General features: G+C 67.4%; 10 protein-coding genes. 9 read left to right on the top strand and 1 reads right to left on the bottom strand.

Annotation, left to right across the window (positions count from 1 at the left end; genetic code table 11):
* The first annotated feature begins 68 nt into the window (after positions 1 to 68).
* From OXS31_RS10905 to OXS31_RS10875, 7 genes are all read left to right on the top strand, one after another.
* A complete protein-coding gene (locus OXS31_RS10905; RefSeq protein ID WP_267398952.1) occupies positions 69 to 1,802 on the top strand; it encodes an autotransporter assembly complex family protein in 1,734 nt (577 codons plus the stop codon).
* Positions 1,799 to 5,491: a translocation/assembly module TamB domain-containing protein gene (locus OXS31_RS10900; RefSeq protein ID WP_267398950.1), complete on the top strand. Its 3,693-nt coding sequence runs from the start codon at positions 1,799 to 1,801 to the stop codon at positions 5,489 to 5,491. The genes OXS31_RS10905 and OXS31_RS10900 overlap by 4 nt, the downstream gene beginning before the upstream one ends.
* Before the next feature lie 79 nt (positions 5,492 to 5,570).
* Complete coding sequence (gene tpx, locus OXS31_RS10895) at positions 5,571 to 6,071, top strand: thiol peroxidase (RefSeq protein ID WP_027599454.1); 501 nt, start codon at positions 5,571 to 5,573, stop codon at positions 6,069 to 6,071.
* A 159-nt stretch (positions 6,072 to 6,230) separates the two neighbouring features.
* On the top strand, positions 6,231 to 7,466 hold the full coding sequence (locus OXS31_RS10890; RefSeq protein WP_037007030.1) for an MdtA/MuxA family multidrug efflux RND transporter periplasmic adaptor subunit: 1,236 nt from the start codon (positions 6,231 to 6,233) through the stop codon (positions 7,464 to 7,466).
* Between the two features lie 9 nt (positions 7,467 to 7,475).
* Positions 7,476 to 10,607, top strand: coding sequence for a multidrug efflux RND transporter permease subunit (locus OXS31_RS10885; protein ID WP_267398947.1), 3,132 nt, complete (start codon positions 7,476 to 7,478; stop codon positions 10,605 to 10,607).
* A gap of 1 nt (position 10,608) precedes the next feature.
* Positions 10,609 to 13,719 carry an efflux RND transporter permease subunit gene (locus tag OXS31_RS10880; protein ID WP_267398946.1) on the top strand — a complete coding sequence of 1,037 codons (3,111 nt, stop codon included), beginning with the start codon at positions 10,609 to 10,611 and terminating at the stop codon, positions 13,717 to 13,719.
* Positions 13,716 to 15,197, top strand: a complete 1,482-nt coding sequence (locus OXS31_RS10875; RefSeq protein ID WP_267398945.1) for an efflux transporter outer membrane subunit — start codon at positions 13,716 to 13,718, stop codon at positions 15,195 to 15,197. The genes OXS31_RS10880 and OXS31_RS10875 overlap by 4 nt, the downstream gene beginning before the upstream one ends.
* 301 nt (positions 15,198 to 15,498) lie before the next feature.
* Here OXS31_RS10875 and OXS31_RS10870 read toward each other — a convergent pair whose 3' ends face one another.
* On the bottom strand, positions 15,499 to 15,810 hold the full coding sequence (locus OXS31_RS10870) for an SCP2 sterol-binding domain-containing protein (RefSeq protein ID WP_007158414.1): 312 nt from the start codon (positions 15,808 to 15,810) through the stop codon (positions 15,499 to 15,501).
* Positions 15,811 to 16,069: 259 nt separating this feature from the next.
* Between OXS31_RS10870 and sohB the strand changes: the two genes are divergently transcribed.
* Together sohB and OXS31_RS10860 are read left to right on the top strand one after the other, a co-directional pair.
* Positions 16,070 to 17,095 carry a protease SohB gene (sohB, locus tag OXS31_RS10865; protein ID WP_027599449.1) on the top strand — a complete coding sequence of 342 codons (1,026 nt, stop codon included), beginning with the start codon at positions 16,070 to 16,072 and terminating at the stop codon, positions 17,093 to 17,095.
* Between the two features lie 50 nt (positions 17,096 to 17,145).
* Positions 17,146 to 18,138 (top strand): YhdH/YhfP family quinone oxidoreductase, encoded by a 993-nt coding sequence (locus OXS31_RS10860; protein ID WP_267398944.1) that lies wholly within the window; start codon positions 17,146 to 17,148, stop codon positions 18,136 to 18,138.
* Positions 18,139 to 18,159 lie beyond the last annotated feature (21 nt).

Below are 18,159 nucleotides of genomic sequence, written 5' to 3'. Positions count from 1 at the left end.
AGCGGCAGGCGGGCGAACCCTGGCCACTCCCGTTTGTCTCACAGCGCAACGCCCGTTAGCATCCCTGTATGAATAAGCCGAACGCTCTACGCCGCGCCCTGATTGGAATTTGTTGTCTGCACGGCGTGGCCTGGGCGGCACCCGCCGAAGTCAGCGTTCGCGTCCAGCCTGCCAATAACGCCTTGCGAGACAACATCCAGGCCTATATCGGCTCCGTCGAAGGGCGCGATGTCGCCGGGTTGCAACGCCTACGCCCGGCGACGGAGCGGCAGGCCGAGCAGGCAGCCCAGGCACTCGGCTACTACCATGCGCAGATCGAGACCCGCGTCGAGCCGGGGGAGACGCCACGGCTGGTGGTCGAGGTACGCCCCGGCGAGCCGGTCAGGCTGCGCAACGTGGATATCCGTATCGAAGGGCCGGCGCGCGAGTTGCGCGCCTTTCGCCAGCCGATACCGGCCGGACTCAAGGCGGGCCAGCCGCTGAACCAGGGCCTCTACGAAGACGCCAAGAGCCTGATCCAGAATCAGGCGCAACGGTATGGTTTCTTTCGCGGCACCTTTACCCAGCACCAGCTGCGGATCGATCCCGCTACCGGATTCGCCGACATCGCCCTGGTGTTCGACAGCGGGCCGCGTTTCGTCCTCGGCAAGGTGTCCTTCGAAGGGGATGCGCCCTTCGATCCCGATCTGCTTCAGCGCATGGTGCCCTTCGCCCAGGGGACGCCCTACGATTCCGAGCTGATCGCCGATTTCCAGAGCAATCTGTTGGCCAGCGGCTTCTTCGATGGGGCGCGGCTTGATACCTATCCCAAGCAGGAAGGCGCCGCCGAGGTGCCGGTGACGGTTACTCTGCGCACGCGCAAGCCGCGCACCTTCGGTTTCGGCCCCGGCTACTCCACCGATGTCGGTCCGCGGCTGAGATTCACCTGGGAAAATCACTGGCTCAATCCCCAGGGCCATAGTCTGGGCGCCGAGGCCGAGCTGTCGGCGCCACGCCAGAGCATCGCCACCTGGTACGACATTCCCGGGCAGGACCCGATCAACGACAAGTTCCGCTTCGCCGGCGGCTACCAGTACGAGCAGATCGCCAACGACGACTCCCTCAGCCAGTTGCTGACCGTGGGTCCCGAGTGGCATCGCAAGTTTCCCAACGGCTGGGAGCGGGTGCTCTCGCTCAAGTGGCGCAACGAAAGCTATCGCCTGGGCGACGATGAGGGCACCTCCAACCTGGTGATGCCTGGGGTGGATTTCTCCCTGCTGCGCAGCGACAACCGCATCGACCCCAATCGCGGCTATCGCCTGCAATTCGGCGTCTCGGCGGCGAAGGAGGGGTTGCTCTCGGATGCCAACATGATCCACACCACGGCGCTGGCCCGTGGCCTGATCACGGTGGGCGACGGGCACCGCTTCCTCGGACGCCTGCTGCTGGGCGGCAACTTCACCAATGGCTACAACAAGGTCCCGCCATCGCTGCGCTTCTTCGCCGGCGGTGACCAGAGCGTTCGCGGCTACGACTACCAGACCCTGTCGCCGGAAAACGACGAAGGCGACTACGTGGGCGGTCGCTACCTGGTCGCCGGCGGGGTCGAATACCAGTATCCCCTGCGCGACAAGTGGCGGCTGGCCACCTTCATCGACCAGGGCAGCGCCTTCAACGACCTCAACAACTACGAGCTCAAGACCAGCGTCGGCGTGGGCGTGCGTTGGGTCTCGCCGGTCGGCCCGATCCGCGTCGACCTGGCGCACGGTCTCGACGAACCCGGCGGTATTCGCCTGCACTTTTCCATAGGACCTGAGCTGTGAAGTCGGTAGGCGGTGTCATCCTCGGCGTACTGGCGGCCCTGCTGGGCGCACTGATCCTCCTTCTCGCCCTGGTGCTGGGCAACGCCGGCGTCAGCCGGCTGGTGCTGGAACGGGTGCCGGGTCTGACCCTGACTGACTTCCAGGGGCGCCTGGGTGACCATTGGCAGGCTCGGCAGCTGGTCTGGGAAGGGGGCGCCACTCGGGTGACGGTCGAGGCGCCCGAATTTGCCTGGCGACCCGCCTGCCTGCTCAGGCTGCAGCTGTGCATCGATACCCTGGTCGCCTCGCGCGTCGCCATCGAGCAGGCGCCCAGTCCGGAGCCGGCGCCGGAGAAGAGCGGGCCCATCCAGTTGCCCAGCCTCGGCTTGCCGCTGGGGGTGCAGCTGGGTGAGGTACGGATCGGCGAGATCCGCTACAACGACGCCGAACAAGCCCGCGACCTGGAGCTCCAGGCCCGCTGGCAGGCTGACGGGATAGCCATCGAGCGCCTGGCCGGCATGGCGCACGGCATCACCCTGGATACCCACGGCCGGTTGCAGCCCAGCGGCGCCTGGCCGCTGCAGTTGCAGGGTACCCTCGGCCTGCCGGCGCCGGAGGCCGCGCCCTGGTCGCTGGCGCTCAAGCTGAACGGCGAATTGCAGAAGACCTTGCAGCTGGAGGCCGACAGCAGCGGCTATCTGCCCGGCCGCCTGACCGGCACGGTGCAGCCGCTGGTGGACAACGTCCCGGCCGATCTGCAACTGGTGGCCGATGGCTTCAAGGCGGCCGCCAGCCTGCCCGATACCCTGCGGCTGAACGACCTCAAGCTGACCGCGCGAGGCGATCTGGCTGCGGGCTACGCCCTGGTCGGCCAGGCGAAACTGCCGGGCGAGGGCGGTCCGGTGGACCTGAATCTGGAGGGTCGCGTCGATGCCAAGGGCGCGCGGATCTCGGCCTTGCGCCTCCAGGCCGCGCCCGAGCAGCGTGTGGCGCTGGCCGGCCAGATCGACTGGCAGCAGGGGCTCGCCGCCGACGCCACACTGGATTGGCGCGACTTTCCCTGGCGCCGGCTGTATCCCATGGCGGAGCCCCCGGTAAGTCTGCAGCGTCTGCAGGGCGAGGTGGCCTATAGGGATGGTGCCTACCTGGGCAATCTCAAGGCTGCGGCGACCGGACCGGCCGGCGCCTTCACCCTGGCCACCCCCTTCAGCGGCGATACCACCCAGCTCAATCTGCCCTCACTGGATCTCCAGGCCGGCCAGGGGCGGGCGCAGGGCAAGGTCAACCTGGGCTTCGCCGAGGGCGTGAGCTGGCAGGTGGCCCTGGATCTGAGCCGCCTTGATCCGGCCTTCTGGGTCGCCCAGCTGCCCGGCAGCCTGGCCGGTCCGCTGCGCAGTTCCGGTGCCTTCAAGGATGGCCGCCTGCAGCTGGACGCCGATCTGGACCTCAAGGGTCGGCTGCGCAACCAGCCGGCCGTGTTGGCCGCCAAGGCCAAGGGGGCTGGCGAGCAGTGGCAGGTTTCGCAGCTGGACATCCGCCTGGGTGACAACCGCATGCAGGGGCAGGGCGCCCTCGATCAACGGCTGCAGGGGCAGCTGCAACTGGATCTGCGGCGCCTCGGCCAGCTCTGGCCCGATCTGTCCGGCAGCGCCCAGGGCCTCCTGGATCTGGCCGGAACCCTCAAGGCGCCGGCTGGCCAGCTGCGCCTCGACGGGCGCCAGCTCGCCTATGCCGACAACCGCATGAGCAGCCTGACGCTGGCGGCCACCCTGGATGACCGTCAGCGCGGCAACCTGGAGCTGACTGCCCAGGGTCTGCAGGCGGCCGGGCGCGATTTCGGCGTCCTGCGCCTGCAGGGGCAGGGCGATCGCCGCCAGCAGCAGGCCGAGCTGTCGCTCAAGGGGCCACAGCTCAACCTGGCGCTCACGGCCGGCGGTACCCTGGCCGACAACGGTGACTGGAAAGGCCAACTGGCCCGCGGCTCGGTTGCCGCCAGTGGCCAGAACTGGACCCTGCAAAGCCCCGCGCGCATCGAGCGCCTGGCCAACGGGCGTCTGGAACTGGGCCGGCACTGCTGGCGGTCCGGCGCGGCCAGCCTCTGTGGCGACGATCAGCAACTGCTGCCCGACACCCGTCTCGCCTGGCACCTGCGCGCCTTCCCGCTCGCCAGTCTGCAACCGCTGCTGCCCCCGGAACTGGCGTGGCAGGGCACCCTCGATGGCGACGTCGACCTGCGCCTGCCCAAGGCCGGACCCGATGGCGAAATCCGGCTCCAGGCTGGTCGTGGCAGCCTCAAGCTGCGCGACGCCGCTGGCCAGTGGCAGACCTTCAGCTACGACAGCCTGGACGTCACCAGCGCCCTGAAGCCGCAGCAGGTGGACACCCAGGTGCGCCTGACCAGTGCCGACCTTGGCCGGCTGGATATCCAGGCGCGGCTGGATCCCCGCGATCCGAACCAGGCGCTGGCCGGTCGCTTCCAGTTGCAGGGCCTGAATCTGGCCCTCGGCAAGGCCTTCGTCGAAGGCATCGAACACCTCGAAGGCAAGATCAACGGTGCCGGCGAGCTGGGTGGCACCCTGCTGCAACCGAGGGTCAACGGCCAGATCCAGCTTAGCGGGGGCGACATCGGCGGCGGCAGCGTGCCGACGCGCCTGCAGGACCTCGGCTTGACCGCCCGCATCCAGGGCGACACCGCGCTGCTCGACGGCGGCTGGCGCAGCGGCACCCAGGGGCGCGGCCAAATCCGGGGCAGCGTCGGCTGGGCCAACGGCCTGGACGTCAATGTGGCGGTCACCGGCGACAAGCTGCCGGTCAATGTCGAGCCCTATGCGCAGCTGGAAGTGGCGCCCGATCTCAAGATCCTGATGAAGGACGGCCGCCTGGCCCTGGCCGGCGAGGTGCGGGTGCCGCGCGGGCGCATCCAGGTGCAGCAGCTGCCGCCATCCACGGTCAAGGTGTCGGACGATGCCGTCATCGTCGGCCAGGAGGCTCCGGCCAAGCAGCCGGCGATGCAGATCGCCATGGACGTCGACGTGCTGGTCGGGTCCGACAAGCTCACCTTCGATGCCTTCGGCCTGTCCGCCGAAATCGTCGGCAAGGTGCACATCGGCGACAACCTCGACACCCGCGGCGAGCTGAACCTGCGCAACGGTCGCTACAACGCCTATGGTCAGCGCCTCACCATGAGACGCGCACGGCTGTTCTTCCAGGGGCCCATCGCCCAGCCCTATATCGATGTGGAAGCCGTGCGGGTGGTGCAGGAGCAGAACGTCACCGCCGGCCTGCGGCTTTCGGGTTTCGCCCAGCAGCCGCGCATCGAGGTGTTCTCCGAACCGAGCATGAGCCAGGAGCAGGCGCTGGCCTACCTGGTGCTGGGACGCCCGCTTTCCAGCGGCAGCGAAGGGGACAACAACGTGCTCGGTCAGGCGGCACTGGCCCTCGGCCTGGCCGGCAGCTCCGGCACCGCCGGCGCCCTGGCGCAGCGATTGGGTATCCAGAACTTCCAGCTGGATACCGCCGGTTCGGGGGACAAGACCAGCGTGGTCGCCTCGGGCAATCTCACCGACAGGCTGTCGGTGCGTTATGGGGTAGGGGTGTTCGATTCGGCCAACACCGTCGCCCTGCGTTACCAGCTCACCCGCCGGCTCTATCTGGAGATCGCCAGCGGTCTGGCCAACTCCCTGGATTTCTTCTATCGCCGCGATTTTTGACGCAAGGACGCGTAACGCTTTGATCGGGTGCGGAAAACGTGTTTACTCCCTGTCCCGTCTCATGAGAAAGGAGCAGTTCATGGCAACCGTCAATTTGCGTGGCAACCCGGTCGAGGTGCAGGGCAACCTGCCGCAGGTCGGCCAGCAGGCCCCGGCGTTCAGCCTGGTCAACGGCGATCTGCAGGACATTACCCTGGCCAGCCTCGCCGGCAAGCGCAAGGTGCTCAACATCTTCCCCAGCGTCGATACCCCGACCTGCGCCACCTCGGTGCGCAAGTTCAACAGCGAAGTCGACAAGCTGGATAACACCGTGGTGCTGTGCATTTCCGCCGACCTGCCGTTCGCCCAGAAGCGCTTCTGCGGCGCCGAAGGCCTGGAAAAGGTGGTGAACCTCTCCACCCTGCGCGGTGCCGAATTCCTGCAGAACTACGGCGTCGCCCTGGCCAGCGGTCCGCTGCAAGGCCTGGCCGCCCGCGCCGTGGTGGTGCTGGACGAGCAGGACAAGGTGCTGCACAGCGAGCTGGTCCCCGAGATCGGCCAGGAGCCGGACTACGCCGCCGCACTCGCCGTTCTCGGCTGATCGCCGCCAGCCCACCGCTCTGCGCGGTGGGCGTTTCGAAACGGGCAGGCGCCTTTTGTGTCTGCCCGTTTTGCTTTAGGTAAAATCGCGGTAAAGGGGCTGGTTAGCCGTCTCGCTACTGCTTATCTTCCGCCTTTCCCAGCGTGTACGTATCTTCCGATGTCCGACTCTTCGCCTCGCTCTTCCTCCCGTCGCCGACTGGTGTGGCTGCTCGTCCTCGTGGTGCTGGTGGCTGCGGGCGGCTGGTATTGGTATCACCAGCATGGCCAGAAGAACGAGGCCGCTGGCGGCAAGGGCGCGCGTTCGCCTTTCGGCATGACCGGCCCCACGCCGGTACGGGTGGTGGCGGTGGAGCAGCGCAGCTTTCCCATCGTGCGCAAGTCCATCGGCACCGTGACGGCGCTCAACACCGTCAATGTGCGCACCCGCGTCGCCGGCGAACTGGTGCGGGTGGCCTTCGAGGAAGGCCAGAAGGTCAAGGCCGGCGAGCTGCTGGCCAGCATAGATCCACGCCCCTATGAGGTGGCCCTGCAACAGGCCGAAGGCACCCTGCAGCAGAACCAGGCGCAGCTGCGCAACGCCGAGCTGGACCTGAAGCGCTACCAGGGGCTGTTCCGCGAAGACAGCATCGCCAGGCAGACCCTGGATACCCAGGAAGCCCTGGTCAACCAGTACCGTGGCACCCTCAAGAACAGCCAGGCGGCGGTGGCCGATGCCAAGCTGAATCTGGCCTTCACCCAGATCAAGGCGCCCATCGCCGGGCGCGTCGGCCTGCGCCAGCTGGACGGCGGCAACCTGCTGTCCGCCAACGACAGCACCGTGGTGGCCGTCATCACCCAGACCCAGCCGATCTCGGTGGTCTTCACCCTGCCGGAAAGCCAGCTGGGCGAATTGCTCAGGCGTGCCCGCGCCGGCCAGACCCTGCCGGTCGAAGCCTGGGATCGCGGCGGTTCGCGCAAGGTCGCCGACGGCACCCTGCAGAGCTTCGACAACCAGATCGACACCGCCACCGGCACCCTCAAGTTCCGCGCCCGTTTCGCCAACGGCGACGAGGCGCTGTTCCCCAACCAGTTCGTGACCGTGCGCGTGCGTGAACAGGTGTTGGAGCAGGCGCTGGTGGTGCCTTCGGCCTCCATCCAGTTCGGCTCCAATGGCACCTTCGCCTACGTGGTCGGGGCCGACAACAAGATCCAGGTGCGCAGCCTCAAGCTGGGGCCGGATGACGGCAGCCTGACCGTGGTCACCGAGGGCCTGGCCGCCGGTGACCGGGTGGTGACCGAAGGCACCGATCGCCTGCGCGAGGGCAACGAGGTGGAGGTGGTCACCGGGGCCTCGGCGGCGCCCAGCGAACCGGCCAAGCCGGCGGTACGCAAGCCCGGCAAGACCCAGGGCTGACCGGCCGCGATGGATATCTCGCGCCCCTTCATCCTGCGCCCGGTCGCCACCACCCTGTTGATGGTGGCGCTGCTCATCGCCGGTCTGCTGGCCTATCGCCTGCTGCCGGTCGCGGCCCTGCCGCAGGTGGACTATCCCACCATCCGCGTGCTCACCCTCTATCCGGGCGCCAGTCCCGACGTCATGACCAGCGCCGTCACCGCACCGCTGGAGCGCCAGTTCGGGCAGATGCCCGGCCTGTCGCAGATGGCCTCCACCAGCTCCGGCGGGGCTTCGGTCATTACCCTCAGATTCAATCTCGAGTTGGACCTGTCGGTCGCCGAGCAGGAGGTCCAGGCGGCGATCAACGCGGCCAACAACCTGCTGCCCAACGACCTGCCGGCGCCGCCGGTGTACAACAAGGTCAATCCGGCCGATACGCCCATCGTCACCCTGGCGATCAGCTCCAGGACCTTGCCGCTGCCCACGCTCTACGACCTGGTCGATACCCGCATGGCGCAGAAGCTGGCCCAGGTGAGCGGGGTGGGGATGGTCAGCCTGGCCGGTGGCCAGCGCCCGGCCGTGCGCATCCAGGTCGATCCGGACAAGCTCGCCGCCCACAACCTGACCCTGGCCGACGTGCGCAGCCTGGTCACCAGCGAAAACACCAACCAGCCGAAGGGCAGCTTCGACGGTCCCACCCGGGTCGCCACCCTGGACGCCAACGACCAGTTGCGCGACCCCAAGGCCTACGGCGACCTGATCATCAACTACGCCGACAACGGCGCCCTGCGCCTGGGTGACGTCGCCACCATCGCCCAGGGTGCGGAAAACGATCGCCTGGCCGCCTGGGCCAATCGCAGTGGCGCCATTCTGGTCAATGTCCAGCGCCAGCCCGGCGCCAACGTCATCCAGACCGTCGACCGCATCCAGGCGCTCTTGCCCAGCCTCAGGGAAAGCCTGCCGGCCGGTCTCGACATCGCCGTGCTCAGCGACCGTACCGAGACCATCCGCGCGGCGGTCACCGACGTCCAGCACGAGATGCTGCTGGCGGTGGGGCTGGTGGTCATGGTCACCTTCGTCTTCCTGCGCCGCTTCAGCGCCACCCTGATCCCCTCGGTCACGGTGCCGCTGTCGCTGATCGGCACCTTTGGCGCCATGTACCTGGCCGGCTTCTCGCTGAACAACCTGTCGCTGATGGCCCTGACCATCGCCACCGGGTTCGTCGTCGACGATGCCATCGTCATGCTGGAGAACATCTCCCGGCATCTGGAAGAGGGCGCCACGCCCCTGGAAGCGGCGCTCAAGGGCGCCCGCCAGATCGGCTTCACCCTGGTGTCCCTGACCGTCTCGCTGATCGCGGTGCTCATCCCGCTACTGTTCATGCAGGACGTGGTCGGCCGGCTGTTCCGCGAATTCGCCATCACCCTGGCGGTGGCCATCCTCATATCCCTGGTGATCTCCCTGACACTCACGCCGATGATGTGCGCCCGGCTGCTCAAGCGCGAGGAGGCCGCGGAACATCGACTGGTCTGGCTGGAGCGGCTGATCGCCGGCTACGGTCGCGCGCTGCGCTGGTCGCTGGCCAACCGGGCGCTGATGCTGCTGCTGGCGGTCGCGACCTTCGTGCTCACCGCGGCGCTCTACCTGCTGGTGCCCAAGGGCTTCTTTCCGGCCCAGGACACCGGCTCCATCCAGGGCATCACCGAGGCGCCCCAGTCCATCTCCTTCCGCGGCATGAGCGAGCGCCAGCAGGCGCTGGCCGAGGTGGTGCTGCAGGACCCGGCGGTGGCGAGCCTGTCGTCCTACATCGGCGTCGACGGCGACAACGTCACCCTCAACAGCGGCCGCATGCAGATCAACCTCAAGCCGCAGAGCGAGCGCGACGTGACGGCCCAGGAAGTGATCGACCGCCTGCGTCCCGAGGTCGCCAAGGTGGTGGGCATCACCCTCTACATGCAGCCGGTGCAGGACCTCAGCGTCGAAGACCGGGTCAGCCGGACCCAGTACCAGCTCAGCCTGGACTCGCCCGATGCCAATCTGCTCGACACCTGGGTGCCGCGCCTGACCCAGGCCCTGCAGCAACGCCCGGAAGTCACGGATGTCACCAGCGACCTGCAGAACAAGGGCCTGCAGCTGTACCTGACCATCGACCGAGACGCCGCGGCGCGCCTCGGTGTCCAGGTCTCGGCCATCACCGACGCCCTCTACGACGCCCTCGGTCAGCGGCAGATCTCGACCATCTACACCCAGGCCAACCAGTATCGGGTGGTGCTGGCCAGCGCCGCCGCCGACAGCCTCGGGCCTGATGCCCTCAGCCAGGTCTGGGTGAAGGCGGGCAGTGGTACCTCGTCCAGCGGCAGCAGCGGCACCGGAACGGCCACCACCAGCGAAACCACCACGGACACCAGTCGCGCGCCGGTGCGGCTGTCCAGCCTGGTGAAGATGGAGCAGCGGCCGACCCGGCTGGTGATCAACCACCTGAGCCAATTCCCGGCGGTGACCCTGTCGTTCAACCTGGCCAACGGCGTTTCCCTCGGCGCCGCCGTGGCGGCCATCGATGCGGCCAAGCAGGAGATCGGCCTGCCGGTGGGCATCAACACCCACTACCAGGGCGCGGCGGCAGCCTTCCAGGCCTCGCTGTCCAGTACCCTGCTGCTGATCCTGGCGGCGGTGGTGGTGATGTACATCGTCCTGGGGGTGCTCTACGAGAGCTTCATCCATCCCCTGACCATCCTCTCGACGCTGCCCTCGGCGGCCATCGGCGCGCTGCTGGCCTTGCTGCTCACCGGCAACGACCTCGGCCTGATCGCGGTGATCGGCATCATCCTGCTGATCGGCATCGTCAAGAAGAACGCCATCATGATGATCGACTTCGCCCTCGACGCCGAACGGCACCAGGGGCTGAAGCCGGAAGAGGCCATCTACCAGGCCGCCTTGCTGAGATTCCGGCCGATCCTCATGACCACCCTGGCCGCGCTGTTCGGCGCGGTACCGCTGATGCTGGCCACCGGCGCCGGCGCCGAGTTGCGCCAGCCGCTGGGCCTGGTGATGGTCGGCGGCCTGCTGGTCAGCCAGGTGCTGACGCTGTTCACCACCCCGGTGATCTACCTGGCCTTCGACAGCCTGGGCGAGCGCCTGGGTCGGCGCAGGACGGTCTGAGGTGAATCTTTCGGCGCCCTTCATCGCCCGGCCGGTCGCGACCCTGCTGCTGAGTTTGGCGCTGCTGCTGCTCGGCGCCATCGCCTTCCGGCTGTTGCCGGTGGCGCCCCTGCCGCAGATGGACTTTCCCACCATCACGGTCTCGGCGACCCTGTCCGGCGCCAGTCCCCAGGTGATGGCCTCCAGCGTCGCCACACCGCTGGAGCGTTCCCTGGGCACCATCGCCGGCATCAGCTCCATGACCAGCCGCAGCAGCCAGGGCTCGACCCAGATCATCATCCAGTTCGACCTGGACAAGGACGTCAATACCGCCGCCCGCGAGGTGCAGGCGGCCATCAACGCCGCGCGCAACCTCTTGCCCAGCGGCATGCGCCAGATGCCGCGCTATCGCAAGGTCAATCCGTCCCAGGCACCCATCATGGTGTTCTCCCTGACTTCCAAGACGCTGAGCAAGGGCGAGCTGTACGACCTGGCGTCCACGGTGCTGGCGCAGAGCCTGTCCCAGGTCAACGGCGTGGGCGAGGTGCAGATCGGCGGCAGCTCCCTGCCAGCGGTGCGCGTCGAGTTGGAGCCGCGGCAGCTGGAGCACTATGGCCTGGCGCTGGACGACGTCCGCACCGCCATCAACAGCGCCAACCAGCGCCGGCCCAAGGGCGCGGTGGCCAATGACGAGCACAACTGGCAGATCCAGGCCAACGACCAGCTGTTCAAGGCGGCCGACTACGCGCCCCTGATCATCCGCTACCAGGATGGCGCGGCCTTGCGCCTGCGCGATGTCGCCAAGGTCAGCGACGCCGTGGAAGACCGCTACAACGCCGGCTTCTACAACGACCAGAGCGCCGTGCTGCTGGTGGTCAATCGCCAGGCCAACGCCAACATCATCGAGACCATCGCCGCGCTCAAGGCGCGCCTGCCGGCGCTGGAAGCCATCGTCCCGGCCAGCGCGCGTCTGGAAGTGGCCATGGACAGATCCGGGGTGATCAAGGCGACCCTGCACGAGGCCGAGCTGACCCTGATCATCGCCGTCTTCCTGGTGATCGGCGTGGTCTGGCTGTTCCTCGGTCGGCTGCGCAGCGCGGTGATCCCGGCCCTGGCGGTACCCATCTCGCTGGTGGGTACATTCGCCGTCATGTACATCCTGGGCTTTTCGCTCAACACCCTGTCGCTGATGGCCTTGATCCTGGCGGCAGGGCTGGTGGTGGACGATGCCATCGTGGTGCTGGAGAATATCGCCCGCCACATCGACAACGGCATGGCGCCGCTCAAGGCGGCCTACCAGGGTACCCGCGAGGTCGGCTTCACCCTGCTGTCGATGAACGTCTCCCTGGTGGCGGTCTTCGTCGCCATCCTGTTCATCGGCGGTATCGTCGAGAAGCTGTTCCGCGAATTCTCCCTGACCCTGGCGGCGGCCATCCTGGTGTCGCTGGTGGTGTCCCTGACGCTGACGCCTATGCTCTGCGCACGCTGGCTGAGGCCTCATGATCCGGCCACCGAAAGCCGCCTGCAGCGCTTCAGCGAGCGCGCCCAGCGTCGCCTGGTGGCGGGTTACGACCGCAGCCTCGGCTGGGCGCTGCGCCATCGGCGCCTTACCCTGCTCAGTCTGTTGGCCACCATAGCGCTCAACGTGGCGCTCTATGTGGTGGTGCCCAAGACCTTCATGCCGCAGCAGGACACCGGCCAGCTGATCGGCTTCATCCGCGGCGACAACGCCCTTTCGTTCCAGGTGATGCAGCCGAAGATCGAGATCCTGCGCAAGTCGCTGCTGGCCGATCCGGCGGTGGCCAGCGCCTCCGGCTTCGTCGGCAGCTCCGGCTCCGGCAGCGGGGTGAACAACGCGGTGATGCTGATTCGCCTCAAGCCCATCGCCGAGCGCCAGCTGGATGCCCAGAAGGTCATCGAGCGTATCCGCGCCAATGCGCCCAAGGTGCCAGGTGCCCAGCTGTTCCTCATGGCGGACCAGGACCTGAGATTCGGCGGTCGCCAGCAGAGCACCTCGTCCTATGAGTACAACCTGCTTTCCGGCGACGTCGGGCTGCTGGAAACCTGGCAGCCCAAGGTGCTGGCCGCGCTCAAGGCGCTGCCGGAGCTGACCGCGGTGGACGGTCGCGAAGGCAGCACCCAGCAGATCACCCTGCAGATCGACCGCGAGAAGGCCAAGCGCCTCGGCGTGGACATGGAGACCGTGGCCGCGGTACTCAACAACTCCTTCGCCCAGCGGCAGATCTCGACCATCTACGAGCCGCTCAACCAGTACAAGGTGGTGATGGAGATCAATCCGCGCTATGCCCAGGACCCGACCGTCCTCGAGCAGGTGCGGGTCATCACCGCCAGCGGCGCCCAGGTGCCGCTGTCGGCCTTCGCCTACTACACCAACAGCCTCGCCGAGGACCGCGTCACCCACGACGGCCAGTTCGCCTCGGAAAGCATCAACTTCGACCTGGCGCCGGATGTCAGCCTGGAACAGGCGACCCGGGCGGTGCAGCGCGCCGTGGCCGCCATCGGCCTGCCCAGCGATGTGCAGGGGCGCCTGGGCGGCTCCGCCAACATCTTCGCCAGCACCGTATCGGGGCAGCCGCTGATGATCCTCGGCGCCCTGGTGCTGGTCTACATCGTGCTCGGCGTGCTCTACGAAAGCTATGTCCACCCCCTGACCATCCTCTCGACGCTGCCGTCGGCCGGGGTAGGGGCCTTGCTGGCCATCCAGCTCACCGGTGGCCAGTTCAGCCTGATCTCCATGCTCGGGCTGTTCCTGCTGATCGGGGTGGTGAAAAAGAACGCCATCATGATGGTGGACCTGGCGCTGCAGCTGGAACGCCAGCAGGGCCTGACGCCCGAGGAAGGCATCCGCCAGGCCTGCCTGCTGCGCCTGAGGCCCATCCTCATGACCACCATGGCCGCCATCCTCGGCGCCGTACCGCTGCTGATCGGCGATACCGAAGGCGCCGAAATGCGCCAGCCGCTGGGCCTGGTGATCGTCGGCGGGCTGGTGCTGAGCCAGATTCTCACGCTCTACACCACCCCGGTGGTCTATCTCTATTTCGAACGCCTGCGCCGCCGCGTCAATCGCTGGCGCGGCATCCGTACCGACGCTGCCCTGGATACGCCGCTATGACCCCAACCCTGCGCCTGCCGACGCTGACCCTGGCTCTGCTGCTGGCCGGCTGTACCCTGGGCCCGGACTACCAGCGGCCGACCACCACGGTGCCGGTCGCCTATCGCCACGCCGAAGGCTGGCAGGCGGCGGCGCCCAAGGACCTGGAGATCCGTGGCGACTGGTGGCGGCGCTATGACGATCCGATCCTCGACCGTCTGATGGTCCAGCTCAACCAGCGCAACCAGAGCCTGGCCCAGGCCGAGGCGACCTATCGGCAATCCCTGGCCCTGGTCAGCCAGGCGCGGGCGTCGCTGTTCCCGACCCTCTCCAGCAGCCTGGGCGCCACCCGCTCCGGGCGCGGGGGTGGTTCGGGCAGCAACACCGTCATCCGCAACTCCAATGGCACCAGCAGCACCGTCAGCAGCGGTGGCTCCAGCACCATCAGCAACGCCTACGACGCCAGTCTGGGGGTGAGTTGGGAGCTGGATCTCTGGGGCCGCGTCCGGCGCCAGGTGGAGGCGGATCGGGCCTCTGCCCAGGCCAGCGCCGCGGAGCTCGCGGCCACCCGCCTGAGCCTGCAGACGCAACTGGCGACCAATTACCTGCAACTGCGCGTACTGGACGCCCAGCAGCGACTGCTCGACGCCACCGTGGCCGCCTACGAGCGATCGCTGCGCCTGACCCAGAATCAGTACCGCGCCGGCATCGTCACCCCGGCGGATGTGGCCCAGGCCACCACCCAGCTGAAGAGCACCCAGGCCGACGCCATCGACCTCAGGTATCAGCGTGCCCAGCTGGAAAACGCTATCGCGGTGCTGGTCGGCGAGGTCCCGGCCAATTTCCAGCTGGCCGCGGTCAAAACGATTCCCGAGTTGCCGCCGCTGCCGAGCGCCGTGCCCTCGACGCTGCTCGAACGTCGTCCGGACATCGCCCAGGCCGAGCGCCAGGTCATGGCCGCCAATGCCGCCATCGGCGTCGCCGAAGCCGCCTATTATCCCGACCTGACCCTGAGTGCCAGCGGTGGCTACAGCGCCAGCCAGTGGGGCAACCTGATCAGCACGCCGAATCGCTTCTGGTCGATCGGGCCGTCCTTTGCTCTGTCGCTGTTCGATGGCGGCCTGAGACGCGCCCAGGTGGAGTCCGCCGAGGCCAGCTACGACGCCAGCGTCGCCGGTTATCGCCAGACCGTGCTCGCGGGCTTCCGCGAGGTGGAAGACTATCTGGTGCAGCTGCGCACCTACGGCGACGAAGCCGGCGTGCGCCAGGAGGCCCTGGATGCCGCGCGCCGCGCCCTGCAACTGGCCGAGAACCAGTACCGGGCCGGCCTGATCGGCTATCTCGACGTGGTCACCCTGCAGACCACCGCCCTGAGCAACGAGCGCACCAACCTGACCCTGCTCGGCAGTCGCCTCAGCACCAGCGTCCAGCTGATCGCCGCGCTCGGCGGTGGCTGGGATGGCAATCTCACGCCGCCCGCACCGCCACGGCGGCCCTGATCCGGGGCACAAAAAAGCCGCGCAGATTCTAGATTGCCGAGGCTGCGGGCACGCTAACGGTCGAGGCACGACGGCCGATCGCGGATGTTCCGGAGCAGATGGAGCTGAACGCCTGCGCGGATAGCCCCCTCTCCCTGCGGGAGAGGGCTGGGGTCAGGGGGCGCTTTGCCGCGAAGTCCCCAGTGGAACAGGCTGCGCCGTTTTCCACGCTACTGCACGGGAGGGCAACGTCACGCCCCAGCGGCCCTGACGGCGGGCACAAAAAAGCCGGGCGATGGCCCGCCTTTTTCACGACTGGCGCTTAGTTGGGGAAGAGTTCGCCCAGCTTCATGCTCAGCATCATGTTGCCTTCGACGCGCAGCTTGCCGGACATGAAGGCCTGCATGCCGTCGGTCTCGCCGCTGACGATGCCGGCCAGGGTGGCCTGGTCCATGATCAGGGTGCAATCCGGGTCGGCGGCGTCGCCCTGCTGGACGTCGCAGGTGCCGTCCTTGACGACCACGTAGTAGTTGTCACCACCCTCGACGTCGAATTGATAGGTGAGGTCCAGGCCGGCCGCGGCGGAGGGGTCGAACTTGCTCTTCAGGGTGGCGATGGCTTCGGCTGCGCTCATGGCGAGGGTCCTTGTGGTCTTTTTCGATGAGGCCCACTCCAGGCGGAGGGGCAGGGCACTCGACCGAGGGTAGGGGGCGACAGGAGGCCTGTCAACGGATATTCATACGCTTGTTTGAAAGGCGCGGGCGCATGCCCGGCCGGATCACGGCCCACGGCCGGCCTGTGCAGAAAGACCGCCCGGGAGTCGCCGAGTTTCTATCGGTCGGGCGACTCGGTATGCTGGGCAGGGCACTGCTGCCGCCATCCTAGGAGAGTCCGTGGAGTTTCTTGCCGACTATGCCAGTTTCCTGGCCAAAACCGTCACCGTGGTGGTCGCCATCATCGCCGTGCTGCTGTTCACCGCCGCCGTTCGCGGCCGCAACCGGCGCAGCTCGGCCGGCCAGCTGCAGGTACAGAAGCTCAACGACTTCTATCGCGATCTGCGGCTGAGGTTGCAGCAGAGCGTGCTGGGCAAGGAGGCCTTCAAGGCCCTGCGCAAACGCGAGACCAAGGCCGAGAAGACCAAGCGCAAGAGCGAGACCGGCAAATCGCGGGTCTATGTGCTCGACTTCCATGGCGACATCAAGGCCACGGCCAACGAACACCTGCGCAACGAGATCACCGCGGTCCTGACCCTGGCGACGCCCAAGGACGAGGTGGTGGTACGGCTGGAAAGCGGCGGTGGCCTGGTGCACAGCTATGGCCTGGCCGCCTCGCAGCTGGCGCGTATCCGCCAGGCCGGGATCCCCCTGACCATCTGTGTCGACAAGGTGGCGGCCAGCGGCGGCTACATGATGGCCTGCATCGGCGATCGCATCCTCTGCGCGCCCTTCGCCATCCTCGGTTCCATTGGCGTGGTCGCCCAGTTGCCCAACGTCCATCGCCTGCTGAAGAAGCACGACGTGGACTTCGAGGTCTTCACTGCGGGCGAGTACAAGCGCACCGTCACCGTATTCGGCGAGAACGACGAGAAGGGCAAGGAGAAATTCCAGCACGACCTCGACACCACCCACGTCCTGTTCAAGAACTTCGTCTCCCACTACCGGCCGCAGCTCAACATCGACGAGGTCGCCACCGGTGAGGTCTGGCTGGGCCAGGCCGCGCTGGGCAAGCAACTGGTGGACGAACTGCGTACCAGCGACGAATACCTGGCCGAACGGGCCCAGGTGGTCGAAGTCTTTTCGCTGCGCTTCGTCGAGAAGAAATCCCTGCCCGAACGCCTGGGCATGGCGGCGAGCCTCGGTGTCGATCGTCTGGTGACCACCTGGTGGGAGCGTCTGGGCGAGTCGACCCGCTGGCGCTGAGGTCCATAGGACGGGCGGCCCCATAACAAGACTCCAACGGAGGTTCTGCGATGAGCAATTTTCAGGCGCTCTGGGTAACCGAAGGGGCCCATGGTGCTTTTCGGCAAGAAGTGGTGACACGCAGCCTGGACGACCTGCCCGCGGGCGAGGTGCTGATCCGGGTGCGCTACTCCTCGCTCAACTACAAGGACGCGCTCTCGGCCATCGGCAACCGCGGCGTGACCCGGCGCTATCCCCATACCCCGGGGATCGACGCGGCGGGCGTGGTGGAGCAGTCCAGCGCGGGCGAATTCGCCGTGGGCGACGAAGTCCTCGTCACCGGCTATGACCTCGGCATGAACACCCCCGGCGGCTTCGGCCAGTACATCCGGGTGCCGGCCGCCTGGGTGATCCGGCGCCCGGACAATCTCGGCCTGCGCGAGGCCATGGTGCTGGGTACCGCGGGTCTCACCGCGGCGCTGTGCGTCGAGAAACTGGAACAGATGGGCCTGACCCCGGAGGCTGGCACCGTGCTGGTCACCGGCGCCAGTGGCGGCGTGGGCAGTCTGGCGGTCAAGCTGCTGGCGCGGCTCGGCTATCACGTGGCGGCGTCCACCGCCAAGCTGGAGCGCGCGGAGTGGCTGCATCGCCTGGGCGCCCGGCAGATCCTCGACCGTGCGACCCTGGCCGATGGCGTCGGCAAGCCGCTCCTGGATCAGCAGTGGGCCGGCGCGGTGGATACCGTCGGCGGCGACATCCTCTTCAACGTCATCAAGTCGCTGGAATACGGCGGCAGCGTGGCCTGCTGCGGCATGACGGCGGGCACCAAGTTCGAAGCCGGGGTCTTTCCCTTCATCCTGCGCGGGGTGAATCTGCTAGGCGTGGATTCCGTCGAATTGCCGCTGATGGCCAAGGCCGCGCTCTGGGACAAGCTCTCGGTGCAGTGGAAGCTGGACGACCTGGACAGCCTGACCCGCGAGGTCGGCCTGGAGGAACTGCCCGATACCATCAGCCAGATCCTCGCCGGCAAGATGGTGGGCCGGGTGGTGGTCGATCTCGGTTGAGCGAAGGCCAGGCAAAAAGAA

Source organism: Pseudomonas sp. GM_Psu_1 (genome assembly GCF_026544185.1).
Lineage (GTDB): Bacteria > Pseudomonadota > Gammaproteobacteria > Pseudomonadales > Pseudomonadaceae > Chryseomonas > Chryseomonas oryzihabitans.
Note: the sequence above shows the minus strand (reverse complement) of the source record. Positions and strands in the feature narration are given on the sequence as shown.

What these genes read in the sequence shown, in the direction of transcription:
- OXS31_RS10905 (WP_267398952.1), top strand. Translation starts at nt 69, where the DNA reads ATGAATAAGCCGAACGCTCTACGCCGCGCCCTGATTGGAATTTGTTGT.
- tpx (WP_027599454.1), top strand. Translation starts at nt 5,571, where the DNA reads ATGGCAACCGTCAATTTGCGTGGCAACCCGGTCGAGGTGCAGGGCAAC.
- OXS31_RS10890 (WP_037007030.1), top strand. Translation starts at nt 6,231, where the DNA reads ATGTCCGACTCTTCGCCTCGCTCTTCCTCCCGTCGCCGACTGGTGTGG.
- OXS31_RS10885 (WP_267398947.1), top strand. Translation starts at nt 7,476, where the DNA reads ATGGATATCTCGCGCCCCTTCATCCTGCGCCCGGTCGCCACCACCCTG.
- OXS31_RS10875 (WP_267398945.1), top strand. Translation starts at nt 13,716, where the DNA reads ATGACCCCAACCCTGCGCCTGCCGACGCTGACCCTGGCTCTGCTGCTG.
- OXS31_RS10870 (WP_007158414.1), bottom strand. Translation starts at nt 15,810, where the DNA reads ATGAGCGCAGCCGAAGCCATCGCCACCCTGAAGAGCAAGTTCGACCCC.
- OXS31_RS10860 (WP_267398944.1), top strand. Translation starts at nt 17,146, where the DNA reads ATGAGCAATTTTCAGGCGCTCTGGGTAACCGAAGGGGCCCATGGTGCT.